Source organism: Sediminibacterium sp. FW305-C-61, assembly GCF_058231065.1.
Genome location: NZ_JBIQXR010000007.1, coordinates 58,523 through 76,162, shown reverse-complemented (window position 1 = coordinate 76,162; position 17,640 = coordinate 58,523). Strand labels below are relative to the sequence as shown.

General features: G+C 39.6%; 14 protein-coding genes and 1 tRNA gene. 6 read left to right on the top strand and 9 right to left on the bottom strand.

Going from position 1 to position 17,640, the window contains the following annotated elements; genetic code table 11:
- Positions 1–221: 221 nt before the first annotated feature.
- From ACH30E_RS16200 to ACH30E_RS16190, 3 genes are read left to right on the top strand one after another with little or no spacing between them, the layout of a single operon-like run.
- Complete coding sequence (locus ACH30E_RS16200; protein WP_490825659.1) at positions 222–758, top strand: RNA polymerase sigma factor; 537 nt, start codon at positions 222–224, stop codon at positions 756–758.
- A 1-nt stretch (position 759) separates the two neighbouring features.
- Positions 760–2,334: an outer membrane beta-barrel protein gene (locus ACH30E_RS16195; protein WP_490825658.1), complete on the top strand. Its 1,575-nt coding sequence runs from the start codon at positions 760–762 to the stop codon at positions 2,332–2,334.
- 56 nt (positions 2,335–2,390) lie between these two features.
- Entirely contained in the window at positions 2,391–3,395 is a 1,005-nt protein-coding gene (locus ACH30E_RS16190) for a hypothetical protein (protein WP_294994007.1), read from the top strand.
- A 580-nt stretch (positions 3,396–3,975) separates the two neighbouring features.
- On the opposite strand, the gene ACH30E_RS16185 is transcribed toward ACH30E_RS16190, so the two are convergent.
- The 5 genes from ACH30E_RS16185 to ACH30E_RS16165 form a co-directional block, all read right to left on the bottom strand.
- Entirely contained in the window at positions 3,976–4,905 is a 930-nt protein-coding gene (locus tag ACH30E_RS16185; RefSeq protein WP_294997246.1) for a hypothetical protein, read from the bottom strand.
- Complete coding sequence (gene def, locus ACH30E_RS16180) at positions 4,902–5,480, bottom strand: peptide deformylase (protein WP_490825657.1); 579 nt, start codon at positions 5,478–5,480, stop codon at positions 4,902–4,904. Before def ends, ACH30E_RS16185 begins: the two co-directional genes overlap by 4 nt.
- 180 nt (positions 5,481–5,660) lie before the next feature.
- A complete protein-coding gene (ruvX, locus tag ACH30E_RS16175) occupies positions 5,661–6,077 on the bottom strand; it encodes a Holliday junction resolvase RuvX (RefSeq protein ID WP_294997241.1) in 417 nt (138 codons plus the stop codon).
- Between the two features lie 201 nt (positions 6,078–6,278).
- Positions 6,279–7,178, bottom strand: a complete 900-nt coding sequence (locus ACH30E_RS16170; RefSeq protein ID WP_490825656.1) for a UbiA-like polyprenyltransferase — start codon at positions 7,176–7,178, stop codon at positions 6,279–6,281.
- Between the two features lie 56 nt (positions 7,179–7,234).
- Positions 7,235–7,759 carry an RNA methyltransferase gene (locus tag ACH30E_RS16165; RefSeq protein ID WP_490825655.1) on the bottom strand — a complete coding sequence of 175 codons (525 nt, stop codon included), beginning with the start codon at positions 7,757–7,759 and terminating at the stop codon, positions 7,235–7,237.
- A 126-nt stretch (positions 7,760–7,885) separates the two neighbouring features.
- On the opposite strand from ACH30E_RS16165, the gene ACH30E_RS16160 reads away from it, so the two are divergent.
- Positions 7,886–9,442, top strand: a complete 1,557-nt coding sequence (locus ACH30E_RS16160; RefSeq protein WP_294997235.1) for a M28 family metallopeptidase — start codon at positions 7,886–7,888, stop codon at positions 9,440–9,442.
- A 209-nt stretch (positions 9,443–9,651) separates the two neighbouring features.
- Positions 9,652–12,288 carry a DNA mismatch repair protein MutS gene (gene mutS / locus ACH30E_RS16155; RefSeq protein WP_490825654.1) on the top strand — a complete coding sequence of 879 codons (2,637 nt, stop codon included), beginning with the start codon at positions 9,652–9,654 and terminating at the stop codon, positions 12,286–12,288.
- Positions 12,289–12,374: 86 nt separating this feature from the next.
- On the opposite strand, the gene ACH30E_RS16150 is transcribed toward mutS, so the two are convergent.
- The 4 genes from ACH30E_RS16150 to ACH30E_RS16135 form a co-directional block, all read right to left on the bottom strand.
- Complete coding sequence (locus ACH30E_RS16150) at positions 12,375–13,556, bottom strand: acetyltransferase domain-containing protein (protein WP_490825653.1); 1,182 nt, start codon at positions 13,554–13,556, stop codon at positions 12,375–12,377.
- Positions 13,557–13,735: 179 nt separating this feature from the next.
- Entirely contained in the window at positions 13,736–14,470 is a 735-nt protein-coding gene (locus ACH30E_RS16145) for an SH3 domain-containing protein (protein WP_490825652.1), read from the bottom strand.
- 282 nt (positions 14,471–14,752) lie between these two features.
- Complete coding sequence (locus tag ACH30E_RS16140; protein WP_490825651.1) at positions 14,753–15,952, bottom strand: biosynthetic peptidoglycan transglycosylase; 1,200 nt, start codon at positions 15,950–15,952, stop codon at positions 14,753–14,755.
- Between the two features lie 483 nt (positions 15,953–16,435).
- Positions 16,436–16,509: transfer RNA gene (locus tag ACH30E_RS16135), tRNA-Asp, on the bottom strand.
- Positions 16,510–16,635: 126 nt separating this feature from the next.
- Between ACH30E_RS16135 and ACH30E_RS16130 the strand changes: the two genes are divergently transcribed.
- Positions 16,636–17,613: an acetyl-CoA carboxylase carboxyltransferase subunit alpha gene (locus ACH30E_RS16130; protein WP_490825650.1), complete on the top strand. Its 978-nt coding sequence runs from the start codon at positions 16,636–16,638 to the stop codon at positions 17,611–17,613.
- The last annotated feature ends 27 nt before the right edge of the window (positions 17,614–17,640 follow it).

The following is a 17,640-nucleotide window of genomic DNA, read 5'->3' as shown; positions in this document are numbered from 1 at the left end:
AATTTGTATTCGCTGATTATGGAGAATTTTCTACCCGGTAGAATCTACTAGCAGCTAGAAGCCAGTGGCTGGCAGCCAAATTTTAAGTCCCTTTTCGCATTTCCCCCTATAATTAAGACTTAAGTTTTGGTAATTTTCCGACAAATGACCCTTTCCGGGCAACAATTCCACATAAAATGGTATCTATGTAGGTGACGTCAACCCACTAAACTACCCCGCAGGTGACAGAAAATGATCTGATTAGAGGCTGTATCAGGCAGGATAACAGTTGCCAACGCATGCTTTTCGATAGGTATGCTGGCAAGATGATGGCCGTATGCCTAAGATATGCCAACGACGCCATGGAAGCCGAGGATATGATCCAGGATGCCTTTATCAAGGTTTTCCAATATATAGGTCAATTTAAGTTTGAAGGCTCATTTGAAGGCTGGATCAGGAGAATTGTGGTAAATACCGCTATCCGTCACCTCGAGCGAAAAAAAATGAAGTTTAAGGATATTGACGACCACAGCAGCACAGCCCCCCTGGTTGAAGCAAGTGCCTACACCCACCTTGGCGAAGAAGACCTGATGAAACTTATTAACCAGTTACCGGATGGATACAGGCTTGTATTCAACCTGAATGTTATTGAGGGATATAGTCATGAAGAGATTGCAGAAATGCTACATATACAACCCGGCACCAGCCGCAGCCAATTAGTAAAAGCGCGGAAGATGCTGCAACAACAAATCTTACAATTACAAAAAATTGCTGTATAAAATGACCGATAACCAATTTGACCATTTCGTCAGGACCAAACTCCACGACCACTCTGCGCCTGTGCCTGCAGGGTTGTGGGAGAAAGTGAATCCTGCTAAAGATGATGATGACCGTAAAGGGTTTTTCATCCCGAAAATATATCGTTGGGGATTGCCACTGCTTTTATTAGTGGGTTCCCTGACCGGTTATTTTTTATTTAATAGCAATGCCGATTCTGGCAATAATAATAATCAAGCTACTGTGGCACAGACAGCAGCAAACAATAATTCATCAGCAGAAAATCAAAAAAATACCAGCAACGAAACCAAGGCAACTTCCGGCAATAATGAAACAGCAACAAATGCAACTTCAGCATCCATTAACCAACAACCCCAGACTGAAACAATGTTGGCTGATAATCCTGCTGCAGTTACAGGCACAACAAATAATGCTAAATCTTTAATCCCCGCTTCAAACCAACCCTCAAACGGAAATAAACAGACTGAAAATATTTCTTCCGGTAGTTCATTTAACGATATAACCATTAGTTCTACTAAAAGAAATGATTATACCAAAGGCAATATTGAAGCACCTGCAATAGGTAATAAATCTCAAAATAAAACCCTTACTGTTCCAGGTATTGGTAATACTAAACAAATTAATAACAATGAATCTATAAATACTGCTATTACTAATACTGATGATTCCTATCAATATCCTGTTTCCTTGAGCATGCCTTTTGAACCTGGCTATACAATGAATGCAGACAGAAATAGTTTTGGGTTTAGCGGACTTGCACAAAAAACCTCCCTAAACACCGCCTATTCAAAAAAATATAAAAGCGTAATTGTTTGTCCACCTTACAAAGTAAGAAACACCGATTGGTTCGCAGAAGTATATGTTTCACCTGATCTGGCTTTTAAAACGGTGGAAAACAGAACAGCAACTGCACAATACCTCGCTAAAAAAGACAGCAGTGAATCAATGCGTATTGGTTATTCTGCAGGTGTTAGAATTGTAAAACCGATTACTGATAATTTTCTGGTGAAAACAGGTTTGCAGTATACACAGATCAATGAGAAATTCACTTACCGTACAGAAGATGAAGTAAAAACCACTACCGTAATTTCTGTAAGAACAATTATTCGCGGACCGGGTGATACTTTGCGTATTTCAGATACAAGCACTGTAACGCAGGTTGGATTTAAGACAAACAGCATCAAAAATCGATACCGTAGTTTTGATATCCCTGTTACTGTTGGTTATCAGTTCGGCAATGACAACCTTAAACTCGGCATAAATGCAGGCGTTGTATTTAATATATCCTCCTGGTACCAGGGAGTGATACTGGATAGCAGTCTAGCAGCAGTCCCCATCAGCAAAGGATCCAATCAGGTTTATAAAAACAATATCGGGCTCGGGTTATACGGAGGCATTAGTTTATTGAAAAAAATAGGCGACAATACGCAGTTGTTTTTTGAACCTTATTTCAGGTATAATCTCTCCGGCATTACCAGTGGACAAGCTTCTTATCAACAGAAATTTAGTCTAGGTGGATTGTCGATTGGCTTAAGGTATAATTTAAACAGACAATAACAGGCAACACTAAAACAACTTAACGTATCTAATTGATGAAGCGATAAGAAATAGTTATGAAAAAGAACATCCTCATCACCGCAGTAGTTAGTGTCTTCTTTTTTACAGCATGTAAAAAAGAATTCTCTGATAACTTTACCTCCTATCCCGGAGATCCAAGAAACGATACCGTTTGGGTTGCTAACACACCCAATAATGCACCAATACATCAATTGGCCAATCAATTTCTGCCAGACCTGATTATTGATACCTTTGATTGTAGTTTAGGAGATACGATTCAATTCAAAGATTATTTGACCATCAATGTTCCGGCAGGATCATTCACGGAAAATTCAGGTGCTGTTGCATCAGGAAAAGTGAGGATTGAATTTTTCAGGTTGAAGAAAAAAGGTGATTACATTAAATTCTTCAAACCAACTACATCTGAAGGTTACTTGCTGGAGAGTGGTGGCGGTTTTTTCATCCGCGTTATTAAAAACGGACAGGAATTAAAACTTGCTCCTAATGCATCTATTACAGTTCGCTTTACTGATACAGAAGATCCCAAAATAAATATGCAGGTGTTTCATGCAAGGGAAACCATACCTTTTATTTCAAGTGGAATCGACACTTTACATACCTGGACCAGACATACAGATACCAGTTGGATCAAAACATGGCAGGGACAGGATTCTCTTGGCAATGTATTAAAAGGGTATGAACTTACCACTACTAAACTAAGATGGACTTCTGCAAACAGGTTTATCGATAGTACTTTACCTCACACAAATATTTTTGCTTACCTGCCACAAAATTTCACAAATAAAAACACGGTAGTATATGCAGTCTTTGAAAACCAGAAGACCATAGTAAATCTGACTGCAGACTTTCGTTCAAGATCATTTACCACCATGCGCATTCCCAGAGGTGCCAAAATACGCATCCTCAGCTTCTCTCGTCTGGGAACTGATTTATACATGGGTGTAAAACTGGTAAATGATGTAGGAACAAACAATGTTTACAAGATAGAGCCTCAGAAGAAAAGTTTGAGTGATATACTGGCTTATATTAATGGGCTGTAGCTAATAGCCGTTAGCTATTAGCCATTGCTGTCCGGTGAAAAATATCATTTTTCTCTGAAATTCTTCTACAGCAATCATTCTGTCGTAGTTTGAAAACAGAACCCCTGCTTTTAAAATAAGCCGTAACGATGGCTTTTGCAATATCTATCACCTTATGACAATGAGTAAAATCGATCACGCGGTTGTTCAAAATTGAATGTTACTCCTGGGCCGAATGGCCCCGTACCCGTTCCCAGACTACATTGGCCTCTGACTAAATCTGCTGCGCATGATTTAGTCTGTCTTCGCTTCGCTCGACACCAATGCCAATGAAGGTCTGTCCACGGGTACTGATTGTATTTATTCTTTTTTATCTTCCCTAATTACCTGGCTCCTGTTTAATGTCTGGTTTACCAATTGCTTGCAGCTTGTGGCATGTAGCCTGTGGCTCAGAAGATGCTAGCAAATTTTCCCCGGACAGCAATGGCTATTAGCCATTAGCCTTTAGCAATTGCCCATATAGGCAGGCAATAATTACTTTCTATTTTGGGTTGGCAAATAACAACTAAAGGCTAAAGGCCAATGGCCAATGGCTAAAAGCTTATCTCCTAAAATCAAACAATGTAGCCGTAAAAATTGCGCGTTCTCTTTTCTTGAACATGACATCCCAGTTGCCTTTATATCGGAGTATTTTAGGTACGGTGAGTCCTTCAAACTTACCCATTTCAACTTCCATCTGTACATCAAAATCATAGGCCCCGGCATTATAGCTGAGGGAATAATTACGGCCCATGACTTCCAGTGTTTTCTGGTCGAACCAGGTGGTCATCTGATCTACAACTACTGTTCTCAAAAAGCCCAGGTTTTCTTTGGGGGTAATAGAGAAAACATAACAGAGTTGTCCTTTATATTCTTCGATATCAAGTCTGTAATCGTATAATTTATGGGCGTTATCGTCATACAGATCGAGCTTATTTCCAATAAAAGGAATACCGGGAATTTTCTTACCTGGATTAAAGAACAGCATTTTTAATTGCTCTTTATGTTTATCCATTCCCTTTTTATTGCTTGTGCTGCTTACATGACCTTTAACGATATTATTTTCCCCACAGACTTTACCGGTGGTAAAGAATAAGCCTGCATAGAGTTCCGGCGTTCTGTAGTTATATTCTTTTTTACTGTTGTAAAAATCACCGGTTGTTTTTTCTTCCAGCACATCCATTGTTCTGCATCCATCAGCCCTGTTCTGTCTTGTTTTACTAAAAAGAGATGCTTTTACACCTCCTTTTTTATCGAGCATTTTTATGTCGTTGTAAGAAGTAAACCCAAGTATGCGCAGGTTCCTGAATGCTTTATAAAAAGTAGTATCTTCTTTTATCTGGGTTAATAGTCGTTTGTAATCAAAATTATTACGCACCACCACTTCAGAAAGGGTAAATGGCTGGTTGTCTACCAATACGGCTGTGTCCTGCGATATTGCTTTTGCAGAAAAAAATAAAAAACTAATGGTAACCAGTTTGAGTCGCATCATTTAATAAAGATCATTTTGTAATCAACCCTTGTTTTTCCTTTGCTGATATCATTGAGTTTTCCTTGCAGCATTTTTTTCCTCAGGGGTTTCAGGTAATCGATAAACAATTTACCTTCAATATGATCGTACTCATGTAAAATTACACGTGCGGTAATACCTTTGAATATTTCTGTTTTAGGCTGAAACTGTTCGTCCATATACTCCAGTTCAACTTCAGCGGCCCTGAAAACATCTTCCCGTATATTAGGAATACTCAGGCATCCTTCATTATATAGCCACTCTTCACCAGCCAATGATTTAATATGGGCATTGATGAATACCCGTTTAATTCCGGGTTCATCGGGATATTTGCCTTTATCTTCCGCCTCCTGGTGCTCAAAAATCTGTGCACTATCCACCACAAACAATCGGATATCTTTATTGATTTGCGGCGCTGCTAATCCTACCCCATTACTTGCATACATGGTTTCCCACATATCTTCAATCAGTTTTGCCAGATCCGGATAATCGGCGGAAATTTCTGCTCCTTTCTTCCTGAGCACCTGAGCCCCATAAGCTACAATAGGTAGTATCATTGACTGTTCTGTTAGATATTAATCCGCAAAAATACCCCGAATTCGGGCAAGAGCCAAAAAAGGGCTTCTAGCTGCTAGCTACCAGCTGCCAGTATTTTTCATGGGTTAAATCATTCCCATAAATGTCTAAGCCTACTCCCAGCAACATCTGCTGGAAGCTAGAAGCTAGTAGCTAGCAGCTCATAGCCCCCTATTTGCAAGATACTCCTGCAACATAATCGTCGCAGCAATCTGATCTATATTGCCTTTTACCTGTCGGTCTTTTTTCTTCATGCCCATATCGATCATGGCGCGACTGGCCATTTTTGACGTATAGCGTTCATCAACTGTGGTGATGGGGATGGAAGGGAATGACTTTTTTAACAATTGAATGGCTTTTTTGACCAATGGAGTGGCATGGGTTGGCTTATCGTTGAGGTCTAGTGGCTCGCCAATCAAAATCAATTCAACCTCTTCATGCTGCATGTACTGCTTTAGAAAAGGAATCAATTCATGGGAAGAAATGGTAGTTAATGCACTGGCAATGATCTGCAGAGGATCAGTAACCGCGATTCCTGTTCTTTTACCGCCATAATCTATGCAGAGTATTCTTGCCATTGAGGAGACCGGAAGTCCGAAAGTCCGGAAGTCCGTGGAGCGAAAATAGGAAAAGGAGAGCAGATGGGGTTTTTGAATTTTTGATCTCTGATTTTTGAATTTTGACTTTTGAATTTTGAATTTTAAAAAGCTTCTAACCCTACTGACTGCCCACTACTCTCATCCCTCCGGACCCCGGACTTTCGGACTCCCGGACTCCCTCTACAACACCACCGCCCCAATCACAATCACCCCAAATACAACGCTGGCTATGCCGTTGGCAGTCATGAAGGCGATGTTTACTTTACTTAGGTCATTGGGTTTTACGAGAGAATGTTGGTAAAAGAGCATACCGGTAAATACCAAAAAACCAATCCAGTATATCCAGTGAAATGTTCCATACCTGCCAGCGATAAGGATACATAGTGCACTCAATAAGTGTAAAAATTTTGAAACATTCAATGCATTTTTCTCTCCCAACATGGATGGAATAGAATGTAATTTTTGTGATTGGTCAAAAGCTACATCCTGCATCGCATAAATAATATCAAAGCCACTAACCCAAAAAATTACAGCCAGAGAAAATAGTATGGGTAAAAGTGCAAATACTCCTGTAACGGCAAGGTATGCACCGATTGGTGCGAGAGATAAGCCAAGTCCTAAAACAAGATGGCAAAGCATAGTAAACCTTTTGGTATAACTATAGAATAGTATAACAAACAATGCTACCGGTGAAAGATAAAAACAAATAGGATTGATAAACCATGTTGTGACAATAAACAGCAGACAGTTTACAATTACAAATCTTAAAGCGCTATCAGGAGAAATAATACCACTGGGTATTTCTCTAATAGCTGTTCTGGGATTTTTTGCATCGAATTGTCTGTCAAGATATCTGTTAAAACCCATTGCTGCACTTCTTGCTGTAACCATACAAAGCAGCACCAACACAAAACTAATTACATAAGGATGTATGGATGGTGACAGTTGCTCCTGAAGCCAGCTCATTTTTCCCTGCTCCGCATCTTTAAACCCAAGCACCATTCCAATCATTGCAAAGGGTAATGCAAAAATGGTATGAGAAAACTTAACCAGACTCAGGTAATTCCTAAGAACACTCATAACAAGCAATTAAAATTCAAAAATCAAAATTCAAAAATCAAAAATCAGCCCTCTTCTCACTTGCTTCTAACGAGTTCCCACAAAACAATTCCGGCCGCTACCGAAACATTCAGTGAGTGTTTCATGCCGTATTGGGGTATTTCGATACAGCCATCACAAATTTTCAATACCTCTGAATCAACACCATCTACTTCATTGCCTAGCACTATAGCGAGGGGGTATAAATCCTGCTCAGATAGCTGGTTTAGTAAAATACTACCTTCTGCCTGTTCGAGGGCAAATACTTTGTATCCTTTTTCTTTTAGTTGCTTAACTGCGTCCAGGGTGGTGGGCACATGTATCCAGTCAATGGTTTCTGTGGCACCTAAAGCCGTTTTATGGATATCACGGTGTGGTGGAACGGGTGTATAGCCGCATAAGCAAATACCTTCCACCAGAAATGCATCTGCTGAGCGAAATACGCTGCCTACATTATGCATGCTACGGATATTATCCAGCACCAGCACTACCTTGTTTTTTGCGGCTTCTTTAAACTCCGTGACTGTTTTCCGGCCAAGTTCTTCCATGCTTAACTTTCGCATGGTGCAAAGGTAAACTCAACCACTCAAATAAAGCATGTGGGGGTTAAAAGCAAATTCTTTAAATTGGTAGCTTTCTGACCATGGTCTATGAACCATAGTCCATGGTCCAAACCCAAACCAACTAAAATGAGAAAATTAAACCGTTATGCCTGGTTATTGGCGCTAAGTATGCCCATGACTGCCATGGCCCAGGAGAAAGTTGACCTGGAAATGATGAAAAAAATCCGCGAAGAAGGATTACAGCGTTCTCAGGTAATGGATATTGCCTTCAATTTAACCGATAAAAGCGGTAACCGTCTTACCAACTCTGCCGGTTATGCACGTGCCGCCAACTATGCCAAAGAAGCGCTTACCAGTTGGGGTGTTTCAAATGCAACACTCGACCCATGGGGTGAGTTTGGCAAAGGCTGGGATCTTGAAAAAATGTATCTGGCAATCACCGCTCCTTATTACAAACCTATTCTGGCATGGCCCAAAACCTGGACTGCCGGAACCAAGGGCTTGAAAAATGCCGAAATTCTCGTTGTAGAAGCAAAAGACACATTAGCAATACAGGCTTATAGCGGCAAATTAAAAAACAAAATATTGATCATTGATCAGTTGAGTGAATACAAACACAGTTTTAAAGCCGATGCATATCGCTTTACGGATGAACAACTGGCCAAAATGGCCGCAGTAACCCCGGCACCACCTAACCCAGACGGACCAGGTGCCAGACCAGCGATCCGTGGCTCACTTAATGTTGCGGCGCGTGCCCTGAATTTATTAAAGGCTATGGCCATGAAAGAGGGTGCAATTGGAATATTCACTTCTGCTACCCGCAACCACGATGGTACCATTTTCGCCCAGGGCGGCGGTGCCTATAAAGGCAGTGATCCGGAGAACTTTCTTGACATGGCTTTAGGTATTGAAGATTATAATACGATTTTACGTCTTGCGAAATCTGGTACACCGGTAAAAATGGATGTAGATGTAAAAACAAAATTCCAGACAAAGGATTTACAGGGATACAATGTAATCGCTGAAATTCCTGGTACCGATCCTGCACTTAAAGATGAAATTGTAATGATTGGTGCACACCTCGATTCATGGCAGTCTGGAACAGGTGCAACAGATAACGCATCTGGTTCTGCTGTAATGCTGGAAGTAATGCGCATTATGAAAGCATTAGGCGTACAACCAAAAAGAACCATCCGTATCGGTTTATGGAGCGGTGAAGAACAAGGTTTATTGGGTTCAAGAGGATATGTGAAAAAAACTTTTGCTGACCCTGCCAATATGCAGCCAATGGCCGCTCATGAGAAATTCTCCGCTTACTACAATATCGATAATGGTACCGGAAAAATTCGCGGTATTTATTTACAGGGTAATACAGGTGTGAAAGATATCTTCAGTGCATGGTTAGAGCCATTTAAAGACCTCGGCGCAAATACTGTTACCATCAGCAATACCGGCGGTACCGATCACCAGGCTTTTGATGCAGTAGGATTACCAGGCTTCCAGTTTATACAGGATCCTATTGAATACGATACCCGTACACACCACAGCAATATGGATGTTTACGATCACCTGATTGCAGACGATCTGAAACAAATTGCCACTATCGTAGCAGCTTTCACCTACAACACCGCACAACGCGATGCGAAACTGCCACGGAAACCGATGCCGAAACCGAGGAATTAATTTGGAAATTTGAAAATTTGAAAATTTGAAAATGAAGCAGTGCCTTAATTTCTTCCGCCTTCGGCTGAAGAAATTAAGGCAATGAAATCCGCCTTTGGGGAACAAAGCTGCTACAAACATATAAGGGGAGCAGGGTGCGAAGCACCCCCTCCCCTTTTTCATTTTCAAATTTTCAAATTATCTAATTTTCAAATTATATATTTGCCACTATGGCAAAATCCGCGGCAGATACTCCTTTAATGCAACAACACCGGGCTATTAAGCAAAAATATCCGGATGCGATTTTGCTTTTTCGGGTGGGTGATTTTTATGAAACATTTGGAGAAGATGCGATTATAGCTTCCCGTGTTTTAGGTATTACTTTAACAAAGAGAAATAACGGAGCAGCTTCTTCCAGTGAACTGGCCGGCTTCCCTCACCATGCTTTAGATACTTACCTGCATAAACTGGTAAAAGCTGGACATAGAGTAGCCATTTGCGATCAACTTGAAGACCCAAAAACAGTTAAGGGCATCGTAAAAAGAGGTGTTACTGAAATGGTTACACCTGGTGTTGCTACCAACGACAAACTACTTGACCAAGGAAACAATAATTTTCTCGCTGCCATACATTTTACGGACACAGGTGCGGGCATTGCATTCCTGGATATTTCAACGGGTGAATTTTTTATTGCAGAGGGGAATGCTGAATATATTGATAACCTATTGCAAGGCCTGAAACCTGCAGAAGTTATCTTTCAACGTAATTATCAAAAAACATTCAAAGAAACGCATGGTAACCGGTTCTATACCTATACCATGGAGAGCTGGATATTTGATGAAGCATTTGCTGTTGAAAGTTTGCTTAAACATTTTCAAACCCATACCTTAAAAGGTTATGGGATAGAACACCTTACAAACGGAATAGTGGCAGCAGGAGCTATTCTATACTATCTTAAAGAAACAGAACATCCTAATCTTCAACATATCAGTTCTATTCAAAGAATAGAGAAAGATGATTTTCTATGGATGGACCGGTTCACCATTCGCAACCTGGAAATACTGCATACCGGAACCGATCAGGGTAACAGCTTATTAAAAGTAATTGACCATACCGTTAGCCCGATGGGTGCCCGCCTACTGCGCAGGTGGCTGATATTTCCATTAAAAGATGCGGGAAAAATCAGGGAGCGACTAAACACCGTTGAATATTGTGTATTGCAAACTGATACACGTAAACAATTAATACAGGCAATAGAACAATGTGGTGATATTGAGCGGCTGGTAAGTAAAGTGCCCAATAAGAAAATTAATCCGCGTGAAGTTCTCCAACTATCTAGGGGATTGCAACAGATAGTATTAATAAAAGAACTTTGTGCACATGTTACAGATCCTTTACTGTTACATGCATCGCAACACTTAAACCCATGTCACGCATTAATCAACCGAATTACCGGTTCTCTTACCGACAACCCACCGGTAGCTGCAAATAAAGGTGAAGTATTTCGTGCAGGTGTACACAAGGAATTAGATGAGTTGAGAAATATTGCAACAGGTGGTAAAGAATTCCTGATCAATATTCAACAAAGAGAAGCGGAAAGAACCGGGATATCTTCTTTAAAAATAAGTTTCAACAATGTATTCGGTTATTACCTGGAAGTAACCAATTCGCATAAAAACAAAGTACCGGCCGACTGGATAAGAAAACAAACTCTTGCCAATGCGGAAAGATATATTACGCCGGAACTGAAAGAATACGAAGAGAAAATTATTGGGGCTGAAGATAAAATACTTGCGATTGAACTGGAATTATACGACCAGCTTTTACAGGAATTACAACCACATATAGCTGCAATCCAACAAAATGCACATTTGCTGGCACAATTAGATTGTCTGACTTCATTCGCTGAAACCGCTTTACTCAATCAGTATAAAAAACCTGAGCTACACGAAGGACAGGTGCTTGAATTGAAAGACAGCCGTCATCCGGTTATTGAAAAAAACCTGCCACCCGGAGAGAATTATATTACAAACGATATTTTCTTAGATCCCGCATCGCAGCAGATCATCATTCTTACGGGGCCGAATATGAGTGGTAAAAGTGCCATATTGAGACAAACAGCATTGATTACCCTGATGACCCATATCGGAAGTTTTGTACCCGCATCCCAGGCAAGGGTTCCGTTAACGGATAAAATTTTCACGCGTGTTGGTGCCAGTGATAACTTAAGTGGTGGGGAATCAACTTTTATGGTTGAGATGAATGAAACGGCCAGTATTATCAACAATATTTCTGATAGAAGTTTGGTTTTACTCGATGAAATCGGTAGAGGAACATCTACTTATGATGGTATTTCGATTGCATGGAGTATTGTTGAATTCCTGCATAGTTCCAAACATGCCCCAAAAACTTTTTTTGCTACACACTACCATGAGTTAAATGAACTGGAAGAAAAACTACCGAGGGTTAAAAATTTTCATGTTACCAATAAAGAAGTAGGTAATAAGATCATTTTCCTTCGCAAACTAGCTGCCGGAGGCAGTACACACAGTTTTGGTATTCATGTGGCCAAGATGGCGGGTATGCCACCTGAACTCATACAAAGGGCCAATGAAATTTTAGCTCAACTGGAGGAGAAGCATGTGGGTGAAGATAGTCCGAAAGTTGGCAAGTCGGAAAGTCTGAAAGAGAGAATGCAGGAGGCTGTTAAGAATATCAGTGGGCCTAAAATGCAACTCTCCATTTTTGATGCGCATTCCGAAACCTTCAACGACATCCGAAAAGCGCTTAATGAAATAGACATCAACAGACTCACACCAGTTGAGGCATTGATGAAGTTGAATGAGATTAAGGAGAAGTTGAAATAGTGAGGTGTGAGGTGTGAATTGTGAATGGTGAATTGTGAATAACTCACAATTCACCATTCACAATTCACTGGCATAATCACCACTCACTACAAATACCCCGTCCACCACCGCTTATTATGCTGCTTAAAATGATCGTATTTTCTGCAGAGTGGATACAATCCTGCTACTACGGCAATCCAAATCAGGTAAACGATTGGTAATGAAAAGCCGAAATCATTTGGCCGGAAAGCGAAATTACCAGCTGCGATATCACTTACGGGTCTGCCAGTGGCGAAAAATAATATGATACAAAGCACATGGATGGTAAAGAAATGCAAGAGATAATAAAACATCGGGACACGTCCATATACACCCACGATATTTGTCCAGCCAGCTTTTACTTTTTCAAGCCAGGCCAGCATTAAAAGTGCAGGTCCAATGGTCATACATAAATACAATAAGGAAGGCGGGTATTTGGTGACATTGAAAAAAGACAATATGGTAGTCATTCCATCTTTTTGTTCAGTCCAGGGTACAAGGTCGCCATACACATTGATCCATCTGATCACAAAAAAGGCCAGTACTGCAATTAAGCCTGTGCTTATTAATAATTTTCTTCGTTTAGCTGTGTCAAAGCTTTTCACGTACCATGCGCCCATACAGTACCCTAGTATCATAACACCGGGCCAGGGAATAATTGGATATAGTACAGCGAAGAATCTTCCATTACCATAATTCATGAATAATTGCTGGTGTAACAAGGCATACCAAACAGGTAATTCTTCCTGGCTCTTATAATTAAATCCATCCAGCATATTATGTCCGACAACCATTACAATTCCTATAATAAACAATATGCGTAAAGGGAGACTGATTAAGAGTGCTAAAATCATCATCGATATACCAATTGCCCAAATTACCTGTAACCCAATAAAGCGGTATAGCGGATCGAATACAATCAGGAAATTAACGACTACTACTTCCAGTACGACTAAAAAAAGTCCGCGTTTAAAAAGAAAAACGGCCAATTCTTTTTTGGTTTTCTTTTGTCCGGATAAAAATGCAGAAGTACCAGATAGAAATACAAAGACGGGTGCACAATAATGTGTGATCCATCGGGTAAAGAAAAGAGCCGGGGTTGTGGTATTGAGGTTGGTAGGATCATCCACCATTGCAGAAATATGAAAGAAATCTCGCACATGGTCGAGCGCCATGATGATCATAACTAATCCACGGAGTATATCAATGGAAGAGATTCTCCATTTTTCGGCAGTGAGGTTATTGGTCATTGGAAGGGTTTGAGGAAAAGATACAAAATTCTCTTGACCGGATTGAAATCAGGCGAAGAGAATTTTTGAAGGGATTAGATTATTGGGGTATTTCCAAACAAAAAGTCCCGGCAAATTATGCTGAGACTTTCTGCGAAGTTCAATCAATTTAAGCTTGCCTAGTTACACTTAAATTATTTTCAATTATCCTTAATATAACTTCTTGACAAATAACCTATATACCCACTAATATTCACTTTATAATAAAGTTTTCCTTTTTCTATAATATATATTTTGGCATTAATCGGACATGAGTAAATAACCTTCCCATTAATAAAAGGTGTATCGCGCAATGGTGGCTCATATGAAGCATTAATTATTGTTTTGTATTGATAAGTATTTGATTGTGGCACATATGCATCATCATACTTAAATACTAGATTTTTTTCATTTTTTACAGAAGAGACTGCAGATTGCGGATTCACATTTAAATCCTGACTAACTTCTCCAATAAAACTTTTAGATAAATAACCCACCCTACCATTTACATCAACTTTATAATAAAGTTCTTGTGTATTATCTAGTACATATACTTCTTCTCCAACAATACATTGGTAAAGCTCTTTTGCATTTATCGAAGGGGTTTCTCTTAATGGGGGGTTGAAACCAGCTTTAACAACTCCCTTGTACTTATAAATTGATGGTGGAGGGCTACTGCGTTTTGAAGATGATTCGCTTTTATTAGAATTGGAAATAAAAGGACTTGAATTATTATTTCCCTGATAGCTGTAATTGTTATAAGGATTCCCGTCAGGTTTTGAACGAATATGCGGTTGTACATAGGTGCCATTCTTTCTGAAGTATCCCCTTACTTTTACCTGGCTTATACCTTTTGTACACAGAATCAACAGAACTAGTGAAATTATTATTCGCATAGTTACATTGTTAATTTAATGATTTGACATGGAGTGGAATTCTTAAATATAAGAATACTCTTTTAATAAAGTAAGTCAAAATTTGACCATTCTCATGAAAAGTCTTGAATAGCGTATTTAAAGAATTATAGCATTAAAGCAATGGCATAATAATAAATAAAAAAGTCTACCATTGTAGCTGAATCTGCTGAGAGCCTGCGAGAGTTTTAAAAGTTTTCAAATTTCCAAACAAAGAGCCATAAAGACGATGAAAAGGTTAGTCTATACTTTACTAAATCTCGTCTAGGTGTTCAAAATGTCTTCGTAAATAGCCATTACTTTATCAAGATCAACAGAATTGTTACCTTTATTAAATTGCTGTACTAAAAATCGTATTCGGTTGACAGAATATGAATTAGAGGTACTTGATAGACGCTCTATAAGAAAGAAGCTTTGCTCATTTGATAAAGTAGTTTGATTGGGGAAATAAAATCTCATAGCTGCAGAGATACCATAAACACCCTTTCCGAATTTAACTGAAACTAAATAAAGCTTTAGTATATCTTTTTTGCTTAGCAGTCGTTCAATATATATAGCCCAAATTAGTTCCAATATTTTTCGGCGATTTCTTTTTGAATAGTCGGAAATAAACAATGTCCGCACTAGTTGCATAGATATTGTCGACCCCCCACTTTTTAGTAATGAAAATTTACGTCTTAAAAAACTATTACGACTAGCAATAGCCCTGAAAAGTCCTTTAACAGAAATCCCAGAATGTTTGTAAAAGTCCCTATCTTCTATATTTATAAGAAGTGTTTGCAAAAATTCAAAATTTTTAGGCCTTTTTGATCTTGCGTAAAATTTTGTGAAGTGATGCTCAATGTTTTCAACGAGACGAACATTAAGTACACGTGCTATGATAATACAAAAGCGATACAGTACCCCTTCGCCGAAAGCGACAAAATCTTTTCTTTCAAGAGTCACTGTCCCGATTGATTCGGCAGCCTCTGAAATAAATGATCCTTCTAATCTATTACGAGTTATACGTTTTACTGTAAGTAGTGCAGATGTAGTTCTTATGTTTCCATGATTTGTTAAATGAAGCCTATAAATATTTCTACCAGAAAGTCGCCAATCGAAACTACCCTGGATAGAATATTTGGTTCTTTTTTCATGAGGATAATTAAGCTCCCCATTTTCTAGGGTTGTTTCAGAGACTTTTTCTCCTGTTCCGAATATATTATCTTGATAATGGAGTAGGTTTAGTGTTGAAATAAGTTTCATGCCAATGTAAGGTCGGTAATTACTGTCTATTATCTTTTCTGTAATTATCCACTTCCCACTTATATTATTTCTCCGTCGAATCCAATCACGAATAAAAAAGAATATTATAGTTAATGCAATACCCGCTAGCCCATTGCTCAAAACATCGCTCCAAAATTGAGAGATAGTGCTACTCGGTGCTGCTAATAGGGAAGTTGAGGTGTAATAGTTACTCATCATAAGGAGCATTATATATTACAAATTTGGCAAGCTTGGGAATTTATTTAATTATGTTTTTTAATCACACAGATTAACTTGTTTGAACAAAAAAGCAATATTCAATGGTATTTATATTAGACCCAATATAAATATAAGAAAGTTTCAATTCTTATTTAGCAGTAATTAGTACAGCTAAGTTGTGTTTGAGATAAGGGTAAATCGATGAATTATTGAATTTGCCTCATTTGCATAGAGCCAGCTACAATTTTAGAAGTTTTTTGGATGCCAATCCTCCCGAAACCGGGGACGGTTCGATATAAAACGAATTGTGCCATCTTGCGACCTGACGTCTCCGCAAATCTATCTGGAGAACCCGTCCCTACAATACTGTGGGAATGACAGGGCAGCATTCCAGCCAACTCGCCATTTCACAAAAGTTTCGTTACAAAAGTTGAATGATTAATAAAACAAAAAAGTCCCAACCATTATAGCTGAGACTTTTTGCGGACCGGACGGGACTCGAACCCGCGACCTCCGCCGTGACAGGGCGGCATTCTAACCAACTGAACTACCGATCCAAACCCTCGAAAACATCGTTTTCAGTCCGTTTTCGGGACGGCAAAGATAAGGGTAAACAGTTTTCATAAACAAATCTTTTCCAGAAAAAATATGAACCCCTAATTTTACCGCTCTAAACGATCATTATGCCCCAATACCCAAACAGACAATTCCTTGATTTCGAGAATCCTATCAAGGAGCTGTACGAACAAATTGAGGATACCAAAAAACTGGCCGAAAAGAACCCGAAAATAGATTATACCGCCACTCTCCAGCAGTTGGAGAACTCTATCCTTGAAAAAAGGAAAGAGATCACCCAACACCTCACCCCCTGGCAGCGTGTTCAGTTGAGTCGCCACCCAGACAGGCCCTACACGCTGAAATACATTGATAAAATGTGTACGGACTTTGTTGAATTGCATGGCGATCGCAATTTCAAAGACGATAAAGCAATGGTTGGAGGATTCGCCAAATTGGATGGCGAAACGGTCATGTTCATCGGGCAACAAAAAGGTACCAATACCAAACTACGTCAACTACGAAATTTCGGCATGGCCAATCCTGAAGGATATCGAAAAGCATTACGACTAATGCGACTTGCCGAAAAATTCAATAAACCCATCATTTGCCTTGTAGATACCCCAGGTGCTTACCCAGGACTTGAAGCAGAAGAACGTGGCCAGGGCGAAGCCATTGCACGCAATATTTATGAAATGATTCGCCTCAAGGTTCCCGTAATCGTTGTAATCATTGGTGAAGGAGCATCAGGAGGTGCATTGGGCATTGGTGTTGGCGATAAGGTATTGATGATGGAGAACACCTGGTATACGGTAATTTCCCCCGAAAGCTGTAGCTCCATCCTATGGCGCAGTTGGGATAAAAAAGCAGTTGCCGCAGAACAGTTGCGCTTAACTGCCACCGATATGAAAGGTTTTGGTCTTGTAGATGAAATTGTACATGAACCAATAGGCGGCGCTCATTGGGATTATACTGAAGCTGCTGAAATCCTGAAATCATACCTTGTAAAAACATTAGCAGAAATTAGAAACACCAACCCAACAGAGCGTATCAACAATCGTATAGAGAAATATGGCAAGATGGGATTCTGGGAGGAAGCGGTATAGCATATAGACCACGGACCATGGTCTAAA

What these genes read in the sequence shown, in the direction of transcription:
- ACH30E_RS16195 (WP_490825658.1), top strand. Translation starts at nt 760, where the DNA reads ATGACCGATAACCAATTTGACCATTTCGTCAGGACCAAACTCCACGAC.
- ACH30E_RS16190 (WP_294994007.1), top strand. Translation starts at nt 2,391, where the DNA reads ATGAAAAAGAACATCCTCATCACCGCAGTAGTTAGTGTCTTCTTTTTT.
- ACH30E_RS16185 (WP_294997246.1), bottom strand. Translation starts at nt 4,905, where the DNA reads ATGATGCGACTCAAACTGGTTACCATTAGTTTTTTATTTTTTTCTGCA.
- def (WP_490825657.1), bottom strand. Translation starts at nt 5,480, where the DNA reads ATGATACTACCTATTGTAGCTTATGGGGCTCAGGTGCTCAGGAAGAAA.
- ruvX (WP_294997241.1), bottom strand. Translation starts at nt 6,077, where the DNA reads ATGGCAAGAATACTCTGCATAGATTATGGCGGTAAAAGAACAGGAATC.
- ACH30E_RS16170 (WP_490825656.1), bottom strand. Translation starts at nt 7,178, where the DNA reads ATGAGTGTTCTTAGGAATTACCTGAGTCTGGTTAAGTTTTCTCATACC.
- ACH30E_RS16165 (WP_490825655.1), bottom strand. Translation starts at nt 7,759, where the DNA reads ATGCGAAAGTTAAGCATGGAAGAACTTGGCCGGAAAACAGTCACGGAG.
- ACH30E_RS16160 (WP_294997235.1), top strand. Translation starts at nt 7,886, where the DNA reads ATGAGAAAATTAAACCGTTATGCCTGGTTATTGGCGCTAAGTATGCCC.
- mutS (WP_490825654.1), top strand. Translation starts at nt 9,652, where the DNA reads ATGGCAAAATCCGCGGCAGATACTCCTTTAATGCAACAACACCGGGCT.
- ACH30E_RS16150 (WP_490825653.1), bottom strand. Translation starts at nt 13,556, where the DNA reads ATGACCAATAACCTCACTGCCGAAAAATGGAGAATCTCTTCCATTGAT.
- ACH30E_RS16145 (WP_490825652.1), bottom strand. Translation starts at nt 14,470, where the DNA reads ATGCGAATAATAATTTCACTAGTTCTGTTGATTCTGTGTACAAAAGGT.
- ACH30E_RS16140 (WP_490825651.1), bottom strand. Translation starts at nt 15,952, where the DNA reads ATGATGAGTAACTATTACACCTCAACTTCCCTATTAGCAGCACCGAGT.
- ACH30E_RS16130 (WP_490825650.1), top strand. Translation starts at nt 16,636, where the DNA reads ATGCCCCAATACCCAAACAGACAATTCCTTGATTTCGAGAATCCTATC.